Consider the following 13,391-nt stretch of genomic DNA (forward strand, 5'->3'; position numbering starts at 1 on the left):
GCACCGCTTCCACGCAGAATGTCTGCAACAAGACTAGAAGCCTGTTCAGGCGTTGTCTTGCGCGCGTGTCCGCGCGTACATCTCCTTTAAATAGCTTTTGGGTGTCATCCCGGTGTGGCGGCGAAAGGTGCTGTAGAAGGCGGTCAGGGAATTGAAGCCGGCCTCGAAGGCCAGCTCGTCCATGCGCCGCAGGTCATTGCCTGCCTGCAGGCGTTGCAGCAGATGCTGCAGGCGCGCCTGGTTGACGTAGCGGTAGAAGCTCTGGCCGAGCACCTGGTTGAGCAGGTAGGAAATCTGGTTGCGGCTGTAGCCGGTGGCCGTGGCAACCTGCTGCAGGCTCAGAGCCGGGTCGAGAAAGGGCTGCCGACGCAGGAAGTAATCCTGGATATCCTGCGCCATGAAGCCCAGTTGTCGGGTCGACAGTCCCAGTTTGCTGATCGCCGCGCTGGTCTGGATCGGTGGCCGTGCGTCCTGGCCTTCATGCACCAGGGAGGCATATTCGTTGACCCGCCAGATCAGCCCGTCGCGCACGGTGATGGCTTCGGCGGTGCGAAACGACACCAGACCCTCACCACCATGCAGCGTGGTGCGGTACTGAATGAACGCCGTGTGGCCGTCGATGCGGATGCGATCGGTGTGTTCGAGCGCTTCGTCGGGATGGCGAGGCATGGTGCTGAGGACGTAGTCGCGCAGCTCGCCCAGCCCCATGCGGCGATTGAGGAAGAAGTCGTTGTACTCGATCTCGGGATGATAGAGCGCCATCACCGCATCCAGGTCGCGGTACTTCCAGCTGAAGTGGTAGCGCAGCACGATTTCGCGGGTGCGTTCGGTCTGGGCGGGGTCGTCGGGGAGATCGTCGAGCATGCCGGGTTCGTCCAGGAGGCAGGGCTCAGCTTGCCCGACTCCTGAAGCGGCCTCAAGTGGGCGGGTGAGGGCGATCAGGATAAGCTGCGTGCAATCAACGTGAGTGAAATTTGTTTTTAACGTTAATAGATTGAGTTTGTTTCACTTGGTATGGGCCTCGACAATGCACGCCATCATTTATGCATTGGAGATATCGCCATGGCCCTGGCACATAGCCTCGGATTCCCCCGAATCGGACGTGACCGCGAACTGAAGAAAGCCCAGGAGGCCTTCTGGAAGGGCGAGTTGGACGAAGCCGGCCTGCGGGCCGTGGGTCGTGAGCTGCGCGCGCGGCATTGGCAGGTACAGAAGGACGCCGGCATCGAGCTGCTGCCGGTCGGCGACTTCGCCTGGTACGACCAGGTGCTGGCCCATTCCCTGACTTTCGGCGTGATTCCCGAGCGTTTCCGCCCAGCCAGTGGCAAGCCGACCCTGGATACCTTGTTCGCCATGGCTCGTGGCGTGAGCGGGGATGCCTGCTGTGGCGGTGCCCATGCGCAAGAGATGACCAAATGGTTCGATACCAACTACCACTACCTGGTACCCGAGTTCACCGCTGACCAACAGTTCGCCCTCAGCTGGGAGCAACTGTTCGAGGAAGTGGATGAAGCCCGTGCCCTCGGCCATGACGTCAAGCCGGTGGTGATCGGCCCGCTGACCTACCTGTGGTTGGGCAAACTCAAGGGAGACGCCCAGGGTTTCGACAAACTGGAACTGCTCGAACGCCTGTTGCCGCTCTATGGGCAAATCTTCCAGCGTCTGGCCGAGCAGGGCGTGGAGTGGGTGCAGATCGACGAGCCGATCCTGGTACTCGACCTGCCTCAGGACTGGAAGAACGCCTTCGAACGCGCCTACAACATCCTGCAGCGCGAGCCGCTGAAAAAACTGATCGCCACCTACTTCGGCGGCCTGGAAGAGAATCTCGGCCTGGCGGCCAATCTGCCGGTGGATGGTCTGCACATCGACCTGGTACGCGCGCCGCAGCAGTACCCGACCATCCTCGACCGCCTGCCGGCTTACAAGGTGCTGTCCCTGGGCGTGGTCAACGGCCGCAACGTGTGGCGCTGCGATCTGGAAAGCGCCCTGGTGGTGATCGGCCATGCGCACAGCCGGCTCGGTGAGCGTCTGTGGATCGCGCCGTCCTGCTCGTTGCTGCACAGCCCGGTCGATCTGCAGCGTGAAGATCAACTGGATGCCGAACTGAAAAGCTGGCTGGCCTTCGCCACGCAGAAATGCGCCGAAGTGGCAGTGTTGGCGCGTGCCGTCAATCAGCCGGATGCCCCCGAAGTGCGCGCCGCGCTGGCCGAGAGCCGCGCCGTGCAGGCCAGCCGCGCGGCTTCACCGCGCATCCACAAGCCTCAGGTGCAGGCACGCCTGGCTGCGGTGACCGCCAACGATAGCCAGCGCGCGTCGCCGTTCGCCCAACGTATCGCCAAACAGCGTGCCGGCCTCGACCTGCCGCCGTTCCCGACTACCACCATCGGCTCGTTCCCGCAGACCTCGGCGATCCGCCTGGCACGCCAGGCCTTCAAGCAGGGCAAGCTATCGCTGGGGGATTACACCGATGCCATGCACAGCGAGATTCGCCATGCGGTAGAGATTCAGGAGCGCCTGGGGCTGGACGTGCTGGTGCACGGCGAGGCCGAGCGCAACGACATGGTCGAGTACTTCGCCGAGCAGTTGGATGGCTACCTGTTCACTCGTTTCGGCTGGGTACAGAGCTATGGTTCGCGCTGCGTGAAACCGGCGGTGATCTTTGGCGACCTGAGCCGGCCCCAGGCCATGACCGTGGAGTGGATTCGCTATGCGCAGAGCCTCACGGGCAAGGTGATGAAGGGCATGCTGACCGGCCCGGTGACCATGCTGATGTGGTCGTTCCCACGCGAAGACGTCAGCCGCGAAGTGCAGGCTCGGCAACTGGCCCTGGCGATTCGCGACGAGGTCGTCGACCTCGAGCAGGCTGGCATCCGTATCGTGCAGATCGACGAAGCCGCGTTCCGCGAGGGACTGCCGCTGCGCAAGGCCGACTGGCAGAATTATCTGGATTGGGCCACGGAATCCTTCCGGCTGTGTGCCAGTGGCGTGCGCGACGAGACGCAGATCCACACCCACATGTGCTACAGCGAGTTCAACGACGTGATCGAATCCATCGCCGCCATGGATGCGGACGTGATCACCATCGAGACCTCGCGTTCGGACATGGAGCTGTTGGAAGCCTTCGAGGCCTTCGAGTACCCCAACGAAATCGGCCCGGGCGTCTATGACATCCACTCGCCGCGGGTGCCGGACACCAGCGAGATGGTCAAGCTGATGCGCAAGGCGGTGCGCCGCATTCCTGCCGAACGTCTGTGGGTCAACCCGGATTGCGGCCTGAAAACTCGCGGCTGGCCGGAGACAGAAGCGGCGCTGGTCAATATGGTCGCCGCGGCCCGGCAACTGCGCACGGAACTGGCCTGAGCCAGGGTGGGAGGGGCTTCTGCGTCTTCGACGCAGCGCCGTCGCGCAGCAAACAGGCATGTAGGATGGGTGGTAACCCATCAATTTGCCGATGGGTTAGCACCCATCCTACAGACTAAAGCGCCTCCCACGAGCGAGTGTTCAGTCGGCCAGATACTGGTCGGCCGAGGTGACGGTCGCATAGGCGAACGCCAGTGCGGCCATATAGGCAGCCTGCACCTGGGCTGCAGGGACGTGGCTGCCTTCGAATTCCTGGTCGCGTGTCGCGCAGGCGTCGTGGATCACTGTGGTGGCATAGCCGAAATCCGCGCTGGCGCGGGCGGCGGCGTCGATGCACATATGGCTCATGGCGCCGACCAGGGTGACCTGTTCGATACCGGCCTTGTCGAGCAGCGCCTTCAGGTTCGTGTCGCGAAACGCATTGACCTTGTGCTTGAGCACCACGTGTTCATCCGCCAGCGGCTGCACGCTGCCATGGATGTGCGCACCCTCGGAGCCGGCGGTGAAGAAGGGCGCGCCATCGCTCTGGAATTCATGACGCACATGCACCACCGTGTCGCCTGCCGCACGGGCGGCCGCCAATACGCGTGCGGCGTTCTGCGCTGCCGCGTCGATGCCGTGCAGCGGCCATTTGCCGTCGGCGAAGTAGTCGTTCTGGATATCGATCAGAATCAGTGCGCGCTTGCTCATGGTGTTCTCCGTGGATGGATGCCATACACCTTAGCCGGTGCTCCAGCGATATGGGAGGCGGGTGACCGGCGAGCCTGAGGTGTTTTCCTATACCCAGGTGCCGGTTTTCAGACCGAGTCTTCGGCCGCCTTGCCGGCGGGGTTTTCGCGGGTCGGCATGGCGAGAATTTCCGGCAGTACCTCGCGAGCGAATACACCGTGCAGGCGCCACAGCTCGGCGACCGGATCAAGGTGGTGATCGACGCGGATGTCCCACAACGGATACTCCTCGCGGTCGACGATATAGATCACCGCCGAAGATTCGCCATGGCGATCGCCTCCGCGTTCATCCCCTGCGGCGAGAGCGTCGATCAGGCGCTCGACCAGTGGGCGATGTTCACCGTGGCGAAAGGCATCGGCCACAGCGTCCAGCACCTGCGGCCCGACCAGGCGGTTGCCCTGTACGGAAAACTGTTCGCCAGATAGCGAACCGGCCCACGGGATGCATTGATCGCCCGTCCAGCACACGCTGTCGCCATGCCGGTCGATCAATGCCAACTGGCGCAGTTCCATGCACGGATCGGTGTCCATCAGACGTTTCAGGGCTGCGGGCGCCGAATGGCCCTGGCGTAACAGCGCTAGCCCGTCCAGGCCCAGGTACGGATTGACCTGGGCCTGGGTCGCTACCGCGCCAGCTCTGGCGGCGGCATGGCTGAGCAGTTTGCCCACGGCGGGCATGGCGGTAGCGGCGGCAACCCCGAACTGGCCGGTGCGCGGGCAGCGGGCAACGATGGAAAAGGTCATGGGCGACTCCTTTGTGCACGTGTGGCTTAGGCCACAGGCTGCCCGCTATCGTTCCGCTTGCCTCTCGTCGTAGAGCTATCGGTATTTGTTGATAAGCATTATCATTCGCCGGATTGCCGCCACGCTTCTGGCGGTATCGTCACGAGCAGCCCCACCCCATGGTCGATCACCCATCTTCGTCCGAGCCTCGCCAGCCCGACCCGTCCACGACGGAGCCGGTGCAGCGCGATGCCTTTCTGCGCATCTTTCTCGCCCGTCGCGAACAGATGGAAGCGCTATTGCGTCGACGTGTCGGTTGTCGGGCGACTGCGGCGGATCTCGTGCAGGAGTTGTTTCTGCGCTTCTGGCGACGGCCCAGTGCACCGCTCGAGGACATGGGCAGTTACCTGATCCGCAGCGCCCACAACCTGGCCATCGACCATTTGCGCAGCGAGGGCGCGCGCAGCCGTAATGAAGCGGGCCTGCTGCCCGAGCAGCGCGGCGACACCGGCATTTCGCCAGACGCAGCCCTGGAGGCGGGCAATGATCTGCGCCGCGTGGACGCGGCGTTGCGGGCATTGCCCGAGCGAACTCGGCATATCTTTCTGCTCAACCGTATTCACGGTCAGACCTATGGGCAGATAGCCCGCAGCATGGCGCTTTCCCAGAGTGCGGTGGAAAAACATATGATGCGCGCCCTGGAAGCCTGCAAGGCCAGCGTCATCGATACGCCGGCCAGCCATACATCTGGAAGCACCGCGCCATGAGCCACGAGTCACACCTGCAGGAGGAATCACTGTCGGCCATCGAACAGGACGCCTGGCTGTGGCTCGGCCGTCTGCAGGGGCAGCCTGGCGACAAGGTGCAGATGGCTTTCGAGCAGTGGCTGGCCGCCTCGCCGGAGCATGTCGATGCCTTCGTGCAGATGCAGTCGCTCTGGCAGCTCAGTCGCCCGGTTGCGCAGAATCTGGCCAATGAAGAGGCGCAGGCATTGCAGCAGTACCTGCGTCCGGCGCCACGGCGGCGACGCTATTGGGCAGCGGCGGCATTGAGTTTGGCAGCCAGCCTGGCGCTGATGGTCTGGGGTAGTGGCTGGCAGCCGCTGCATTGGGTCGATGACCTGGGCGCGGACTACGTATCGGCACCAGGGGAGGTGCGCAACCTGACCCTGGCGGATGGGTCGACCGTGGTGCTCGATGCGGACAGTGCCATCGCGGTGCGTTACGACGCCGTCGGGCGTCATGTCGAGTTGCGCCGTGGCACTGCCTACTTCCGCGTTACCCCAGCCGCCGTACCCTTCGCGGTCGCTGTGGCAGGCGGGGAAGCGCGGGTGCTGGGTACTCGTTTCGAAGTGCGCAAGTTGCAGGATGGTGGCCGTGTCACCGTCCTGCAGGGTCGTGTAGCGGTGCGCGGCAGTCCAGCCGAGGCGCCGCAGATTCTCACCGCCAACCAGCAACTGAGTTTCGCAGCCGGTTTCAGCGAGCACTTGCGCAGCGTGGATGCCGAGGCGACGACATCCTGGCGCGATGGACGTCTGAGTTTCTATCGGGTGCCGCTCGGCGAGGTGCTGAGCGAACTCGAGCGCTACTACCCCGGACGCATTCTGCTACTCGATAGCGAACTGGCCCAGCGCCGCGTCAGCGGCAGTTTCTCCAGTAACGATCCGCTGGAGGTGCTCGCCGCTCTGCAGAATGTGCTGGGTTTCGAGCAACATCAGTTGTTCGGGCGTCTGCTGATCCTGCGCTGAATTGGCCGGCAGGCAAAAAAATCGCGAACGCAACTGAGGTAAACCCATCCGGCATCCGTGTAGTGGTTTGAATGCGACTAGTTCGCAGACGAGAAGCCAATACAGCAAGGGTGAGCCAACCGATGAAATACCGTATGACGCGCCTGCAGGGTGCTACCTGGAAACGCCTGGGCATGACCGCTCTGCTACTGGGCGGCGGCGCCTTTGCGATGCCGCAACTGGCATTCGCGCAAACCCCGGCGGAGGTCGATGGGCAGGCGCAGCGCTATGAGTTCGCCATTGCCTCCCAGCCACTACCACGTGCGCTGGATGCCTTCAGCAAGGTCACCGGCCTCAACCTGGTCTACACCGATGAAGCGCCCTACGCCGTTCAGTCACCCGCCGTGCAAGGGCGCATGAGCGCAGATCAGGCGCTGGTGCAGTTGCTTGCCGGCTCCGGTTTCACCTATCGGCATGCCGGCGTGGGGACTCTCATGCTGCAGCCCGTGAGTGAGCCAAATGCGCTGAACCTCGATGCCGTGCAGATCCAGTCGCAACGTAATGCTGCACAGAGCTACCAGCCGCCAGCGACCACCCGCTTGATGCGTAGCGACACACCCTTGCTGGAGATCCCTCAGGCGGTCGCGGTAGTGACTTCCCAGGCGCTGCAGGATCAGCAGCCGCAGAATCTCGACGATGCCCTGGCCAATGTCAGCGGCATCACCCAGTCCAACACCCTGGGCAGCACGTTGGATGCGGTGATGAAGCGCGGCTTCGGTGACAACCGTGACGGCTCCATCCTGCGTGACGGCATGCGCACCATCCAGGGTCGCAACTTCACCGCCACCGCCGAGCGCGTCGAAGTCCTCAAGGGCCCGTCGTCGATGCTCTATGGCATTCTCGATCCGGGTGGCGTGATCAACGTGGTCAGCAAGAAGCCGCAGCTCGAAAGTTACCGCGCCATCACCGGCCGTGCCTCGACCTTCGGCCATGGCAAGAACGGCAGTGGTGGCACCCTGGATCTCACTGGCCCGCTGGGTGAATCCGGCCTGGCCTACCGGCTGGTCGCCGATTATGACGATGCCGACTACTGGCGCGACTTCGGCCATAACCGCGACAAGACCTTCGCGCCGTCCCTGGCCTGGTACGGCGAAGACACCACCATCACCCTCAGCCATGAATACCGTGAGTATTCGGTGCCCTTCGATCGCGGCACGCTGTTCGTCAATGGCAAGCCGCTGAACATTCCTGCCGAACGCCGTCTGGACGAGCCTTACAACGTGACCGAAGGCCGATCCAACCTGAGCATCTTCGACCTGTCCCATCAGCTCAGTGATGACTGGAAGGCCCATTTCGCCTACAGCTACAACCGCGATACCTATGACGACTATCAGGCGCGAGTCACCAGTGTGGATACCACCACTGGCACCGTTGGACGCCGCCTGGACGGTACGCGCGGCGCGGTCAGCACCTCGCACTTCGCCACCTTCGACCTGGATGGCAAGATGCTGCTGGGCGGCATGCAGCACGATCTGCTGATGGGCGTGGATCACGAGTACCGCAAGTTCTATCGCGAAGATCTGATCCGCCAGAACACCACGCGCCGACTCGATTACAACGAGCCGGTTTATGGACTCGACCCGGTTCCTACCACCGTGGTTGCCAACGACAGCGACCAGACCGATCGTGTGGTCACCCAATCAGCCTTTATCCAGGATTCGATTCACCTCAACGAACAATGGATCTTCGTCGCTGGCGCCCGCTACCAGCTCTACGACCAGCTCGCCGGGCGTGGCCGTCCGTTCACCAAGAACACCGATATCGACGGCCAGGTCTGGGTGCCGCGCGTCGGGCTGGTGTACAAGCTCAACGACGAACTATCGCTGTACGGCGGTTACACCGAGTCGTTCAAACCCAACTCGACCATTGCACCGCTGAGCAACGGTGCGACGATCAATGGCGTGCAGCCGGAGGAAGGCAAATCCTGGGAAATCGGCGCCAAGCTGGATATGCCGGGGCGCATCACCGGTACCCTGGCGCTGTTCGATATCGTCAAGGAAAACGTACTGGTTACCCAGACCATTGGCGCTGAAACCTTCGCGACCGGTGCCGGTGAGGTGCGTTCCCGCGGCGTGGAGCTGGACGTTACCGGGCAGGTGACCGACAGCCTCAGCCTGATCGGTACCTTTGCGCTGACCGATGCCGAGGTGACCAAGGATCCGGATCTCAAGGGAAACGGCTTGCAGAACGTCGCCCGGCAGACCGGCTCGCTTTCCGCTGTCTACGATTTCGGTGCGCTGTTCGGTGGTGATCGTCTGCGGGCTGGCGCCGGTGCTCGCTACGTCGGAGAGCGGGAGGGGGATGCGGGCAATACCTTCACGCTGCCGTCCTACACGGTGGCCGATGCCTTCGCCAGCTACGATACTCGCCTGGGCGACAACAAGCTCAAGCTGCAGCTCAACGTCAAGAACCTGTTCGACAAGACCTACTACAGCTCTTCAGTGAACACCCTCAACGTCTCGGTTGGCGACCCGCGTCAGGTGCAGGTGTCCAGCACCCTGGAGTTCTGAACGCGTCCACAATCGCTTCGCTCCGGGGGAGTGGCTCCGGCAGAGTTGATGGCTTACGCGACCGTGTAGGAGCCGCGACCCCGCGGCGAATGGTAGCCATGACGCGTTATTGCGATATGGCCGCCATCGCATCGCCCGCAAGCGGGCTCCTACACGGTTTCTGATAATCACTCGATCGTGTAGGAGCCGGCTTGCCGGCGATTGCTTGAGCACGCACCCTAGAAACGCAGGGCGTAGGGTGGATCGGGGCGCGTAGCTGACGCTCTTTTCATCCACCATTGCGATCGCGTAGTGGTGGACGGATCGGGCCGCGTAGGCAAGCGTCGTCCACCCTACGGTCTAGGGAAGCCACAAGTTGCAAGGGAGAGCAGTGAACTGCTCTTACTTGCCGCTTGAGGCTTGCAGCTTGCGGCTGCTTTATTGCACTTCCACCGCCAGGCTTTCGGCGATCTTCTTGCTCCAGATCGCAGGACCTGTGATGTGTACCGACTCGCCCTGGCTGTCGACCGCGACGGTCACCGGCATGTCTTTCACGTCGAACTCGTAGATCGCTTCCATGCCCAGTTCGGCGAAGGCCAGCACCCTGGACTTCTTGATCGCCTGAGCCACCAGGTAGGCGGCGCCGCCAACGGCCATCAGGTACACGGCCTTGTTGTCCTTGATCGCTTCGATGGCGGTCGGGCCGCGCTCGGACTTGCCGATCATGCCCAGCAAGCCAGTCTGTTCGAGGATCTGACGGGTGAACTTGTCCATCCGTGTGGCAGTGGTCGGGCCGGCAGGGCCAACCACTTCGTCGCCGATCGGGTCGACCGGGCCGACGTAATAGATGAAGCGGCCTTTCAGGTCGACCGGCAGTTCTTCGCCCTTGTTGAGCATCTCGACCATGCGCTTGTGCGCGGCGTCGCGACCGGTGAGCATCTTGCCGTTGAGCAGGATGGTTTCGCCCGGCTTCCAGCTCTGCACGTCTTCCGGGGTCAGGGTGTCGAGGTCGACGCGGCGGGCCGAAGGGCCGGCTTCCCAGACGATTTCCGGGTAGGCGTCCAAGGACGGCGCTTCCAGCTCGGCCGGGCCGCTGCCATCGAGCACGAAGTGGGCGTGGCGGGTGGCGGCGCAGTTGGGGATCATGCACACCGGCAGCGAGGCGGCGTGGGTCGGGTAATCCATGATCTTGACGTCGAGCACGGTGGTCAGGCCGCCCAGACCCTGGGCGCCGATGCCCAACTGGTTGACCTTCTCGAACAGCTCCAGACGCATTTCTTCGATCTTGTTCTGCGGACCGCGGGCTTTCAGCTCATGGATGTCGATGGACTCCATCAGCACTTCCTTGGCCATTACCGCGGCCTTCTCGGCAGTACCGCCGATACCGATGCCAAGCATGCCCGGCGGGCACCAGCCAGCGCCCATGGTCGGTACGGTCTTCAGTACCCAGTCGACGATCGAGTCGGACGGGTTGAGCATGGCCATCTTCGACTTGTTCTCGGAGCCGCCACCCTTGGCGGCCACGTCCACTTCCACGGTGTTACCCGGGACGATGGAGTAGTGGATCACTGCCGGGGTGTTGTCCTTGGTGTTCTTACGGGCGCCGGCCGGATCGGCGAGGATCGAGGCGCGCAGGACGTTCTCCGGCAGGTTGTAGGCGCGGCGTACGCCTTCGTTGATCATGTCGTCGACGCCCATGGTGGCGCCGTCCCAGCGCACGTCCATGCCCACGCGGATGAACACGGTGACGATGCCGGTGTCCTGGCAGATCGGGCGGTGGCCGGTGGCACACATGCGCGAGTTGATCAGGATTTGCGCCATGGAGTCGCGGGCGGCAGGCGACTCTTCCTTCAGGTAGGCCTCGTGCATGGCCTGAATGAAGTCGACGGGATGGTAATAGGAAATGAATTGCAGGGCGTCGGCGACGCTCTGGATCAGATCGTCTTGCTTGATCACGGTCATGCGGGGCGCTCCCTTATAGGGCAGGAACTTGAGCGCCGGAACATGGCCGGCGCGTTCTAAAAGGCGCGGCAGTATACCGCGGGGTCGACGCCTGGGACACCCGTCAGGGCCCGGCGGTGATAACGCGAAGCGTTGCTAGGCTTTTTCACGGCGCGCGAGTAGAGTGGCGGCTAGTTGCCACTATGGGATGGAGCCCATGATCCCAAGCAACCGCCGATTGACTCAACGTACGTTACAGAATCTGCTGATAAAGCGTTTCGGCATGGCTGTGGCTACTTATCTGATGATCGCTGCGCTGGCGGGGATCGCCTGTTACCACGACCTTTTCGGCGTCCGTGGCAGCACGGTTGCGGGCTTGCTGGGCATCGCGGCCGCCAGTCAGTTGCTGTTTCTGGCCCTGTTCCTGTCCGGCCGCAACTTGACCTTTCGCGACCCCAGCCTGACCGAGGCGCAGGTGCTCGTCGCCCTGGGGTTGATCACGGCGATGGTCGCGATGCTCGACGAAGGGCGCGGCAGTCTGCTGCTTATCTATCCCATGGCGCTGCTTTTCGGTCTGTTCCAGCTGCCGCCGCGGGTATTCTTTCGCTGCGCCGGCCTGGCGTTCTTCGGTTTCGTCGTCATCAATCTGTACGAGGCCTACCAGATGCGCATGCGCGATCCCGGCCTGGCCACGCTGCAGGTCTGTGCGCTGGGGTTGGTGCTGTTCTGGCTGAGTCTGTTCGCCTCCTATATGCAGAGCATGCGCCAGCGTATGCGGCAGCGTCGTTTCGCGCTGCAGGCGCACCAGGAAACCCTGCGCGGCATGATGCGCCAGCTGGAAGACCTGGTGGCTACCGATGAGCTCACCGGGCTGTGCAACCGCCGGCATTTCCTGCGCATGGCGGCTCGCGAGCTCGAAGGGCTGGCACCCAAGCGGCGGCACGGCCTGGCGCTGATCGATCTCGATCACTTCAAGGGCATCAATGATCGGCATGGCCATGCCGCGGGCGATCGTGTGCTGCAGGCTTTTGCAGGCGTGGCCACGGCCTGCCTGCGTGAGGGCGACATCATCGCCCGTTACGGTGGAGAGGAGTTCGTGCTGCTGGTGCCCAATACCGACACCGATGCTTTCCTGTCCTGCTGCGAGCGTTTGCGGGTGGCGTTCAGCGAGGCCGAGCCGATCGGTGTTAAGGTTCAGAATCTCAGCTTGTCCGTGGGAATGACCCTGGTGTCCATGCACGATAACCTCGACGAAGCCCTTCATCGCGCCGACCAGGCGCTGTACCAGGCCAAGCGCACCGGGCGCAATCGCTGTGCCTCGACCTGGGAACAGGCGGATGCCTGATCTGCTGGTCGGTGACCGACATGTGACCGTCGATACCGGAAGTAACCTGCTCGACTCGCTGTTGGGCGCCGGCATCGCCGTGCCTTACAGCTGTCGCGCTGGTAGTTGCCAGGCCTGCATGGTGCGTTGCCTGGCGGGCGAACCGCTGGATGTGAAGCCCGAGGCCCTCGATCAGGCGCGTCGGGATCAGGGTTGGCGCCTGGCGTGCCAGTGCAGCGTGGTCGATGATCTGCAGATTCAGGTATTCGACCCCAGAAGCGATGGGATCCCTGCGCAGATCCAGGCGTGCGACTGGTTGAGCGATCATGTATTGCGCTTGCGCCTGCTACCGCAACAGACCGTGCGCTACCGCGCAGGGCAGCATCTGCTGCTGTGGACGGCTGACGGAATCGCCCGGCCGTACTCGCTGGCCAGCCTGCCGCAGGAAGACACCTTTCTTGAGTTTCACGTGGAATGCCGCCAGCCTGGCGCGTTCAGTGATGCGGCTCGGCAGTTCAAGGCGGGAGAGCTTTTGCGCCTCGGCGCGTTGAGTGGCGGTGCACTGCACTACGATCCGGACTGGCAGACCCGGCCGCTCTGGTTGCTGGGTGCCGGAACCGGCCTCGCGCCGCTATACGCCATCCTGCGCGAGGCATTGCGCCAATCGCATCAGGGGCCGATCCGGGTCATGCATGTGGCGCGGTCGACTACTGAACACTACCTGGCCGGCTCGTTGCTCGAACTGGCCGAGCTTCATCCACACATACAGCTCGACCTGATCGAGGCGGCAGCGTTGCCCAGTGCCCTGGCGGCGCTACGTCCTGGCTCACGGCAGACCATCGCTCTGGCCTGCGGCGGGCCCGACACAGTGGACGCCATCGCTAGACGCCTCTATCTCGCCGGCCTGCCGCGCAGCCAGTTATTTACCGACCTGTTTCTGCCTCACGCATAGGAGGCTGCTCCCGTTTCAGCGCGACCGCGCCGATACGCCAATAGACTCTTGCGCAAACGAAAAGGCCCGCATTGAGTGCGGGCCTTTC

At 63.1% G+C, this 13,391-nt stretch carries 10 protein-coding genes; 6 read left to right on the top strand and 4 right to left on the bottom strand.

Features of this window, described 5'->3' with window-relative positions; all coding sequences use genetic code 11:
• Positions 1–45: 45 nt before the first annotated feature.
• Positions 46–864 (bottom strand): AraC family transcriptional regulator, encoded by an 819-nt coding sequence (locus DNK06_RS21705; protein WP_131182074.1) that lies wholly within the window; start codon positions 862–864, stop codon positions 46–48.
• Positions 865–1,062: 198 nt separating this feature from the next.
• Here DNK06_RS21705 and metE point away from each other — a divergent pair, with 198 nt between their 5' ends.
• A complete protein-coding gene (metE, locus tag DNK06_RS21710; RefSeq protein WP_131182075.1) occupies positions 1,063–3,360 on the top strand; it encodes a 5-methyltetrahydropteroyltriglutamate--homocysteine S-methyltransferase in 2,298 nt (765 codons plus the stop codon).
• Positions 3,361–3,501: 141 nt separating this feature from the next.
• Here the strand turns inward: metE and DNK06_RS21715 are convergent, their stop codons facing one another.
• Together DNK06_RS21715 and DNK06_RS21720 are read right to left on the bottom strand one after the other, a co-directional pair.
• Complete coding sequence (locus DNK06_RS21715) at positions 3,502–4,050, bottom strand: cysteine hydrolase family protein (RefSeq protein ID WP_131182076.1); 549 nt, start codon at positions 4,048–4,050, stop codon at positions 3,502–3,504.
• Positions 4,051–4,157: 107 nt separating this feature from the next.
• Positions 4,158–4,832 (bottom strand): DUF1028 domain-containing protein, encoded by a 675-nt coding sequence (locus tag DNK06_RS21720; protein WP_131182077.1) that lies wholly within the window; start codon positions 4,830–4,832, stop codon positions 4,158–4,160.
• A 158-nt stretch (positions 4,833–4,990) separates the two neighbouring features.
• On the opposite strand from DNK06_RS21720, the gene DNK06_RS21725 reads away from it, so the two are divergent.
• From DNK06_RS21725 to DNK06_RS21735, 3 genes are all read left to right on the top strand, one after another.
• Positions 4,991–5,578, top strand: coding sequence for an RNA polymerase sigma factor (locus DNK06_RS21725; protein WP_131182078.1), 588 nt, complete (start codon positions 4,991–4,993; stop codon positions 5,576–5,578).
• A complete protein-coding gene (locus tag DNK06_RS21730; RefSeq protein WP_131182079.1) occupies positions 5,575–6,558 on the top strand; it encodes a FecR family protein in 984 nt (327 codons plus the stop codon). Before DNK06_RS21725 ends, DNK06_RS21730 begins: the two co-directional genes overlap by 4 nt.
• Positions 6,559–6,767: 209 nt before the next feature.
• Positions 6,768–9,107, top strand: a complete 2,340-nt coding sequence (locus DNK06_RS21735) for a TonB-dependent siderophore receptor (RefSeq protein WP_242674756.1) — start codon at positions 6,768–6,770, stop codon at positions 9,105–9,107.
• 417 nt (positions 9,108–9,524) lie between these two features.
• On the opposite strand, the gene DNK06_RS21740 is transcribed toward DNK06_RS21735, so the two are convergent.
• Positions 9,525–11,048: a fumarate hydratase gene (locus DNK06_RS21740; RefSeq protein ID WP_131182081.1), complete on the bottom strand. Its 1,524-nt coding sequence runs from the start codon at positions 11,046–11,048 to the stop codon at positions 9,525–9,527.
• 196 nt (positions 11,049–11,244) lie between these two features.
• Between DNK06_RS21740 and DNK06_RS21745 the strand changes: the two genes are divergently transcribed.
• Positions 11,245–12,372 carry a GGDEF domain-containing protein gene (locus DNK06_RS21745; protein WP_131182082.1) on the top strand — a complete coding sequence of 376 codons (1,128 nt, stop codon included), beginning with the start codon at positions 11,245–11,247 and terminating at the stop codon, positions 12,370–12,372.
• Positions 12,365–13,303, top strand: coding sequence for an iron-sulfur-binding ferredoxin reductase (locus DNK06_RS21750; RefSeq protein ID WP_131182083.1), 939 nt, complete (start codon positions 12,365–12,367; stop codon positions 13,301–13,303). Before DNK06_RS21745 ends, DNK06_RS21750 begins: the two co-directional genes overlap by 8 nt.
• The last annotated feature ends 88 nt before the right edge of the window (positions 13,304–13,391 follow it).

The sequence above is a fragment of the Phytopseudomonas daroniae genome (assembly GCF_004327285.1).
In the GTDB taxonomy this organism is placed as follows: domain Bacteria; phylum Pseudomonadota; class Gammaproteobacteria; order Pseudomonadales; family Pseudomonadaceae; genus Aquipseudomonas; species Aquipseudomonas daroniae.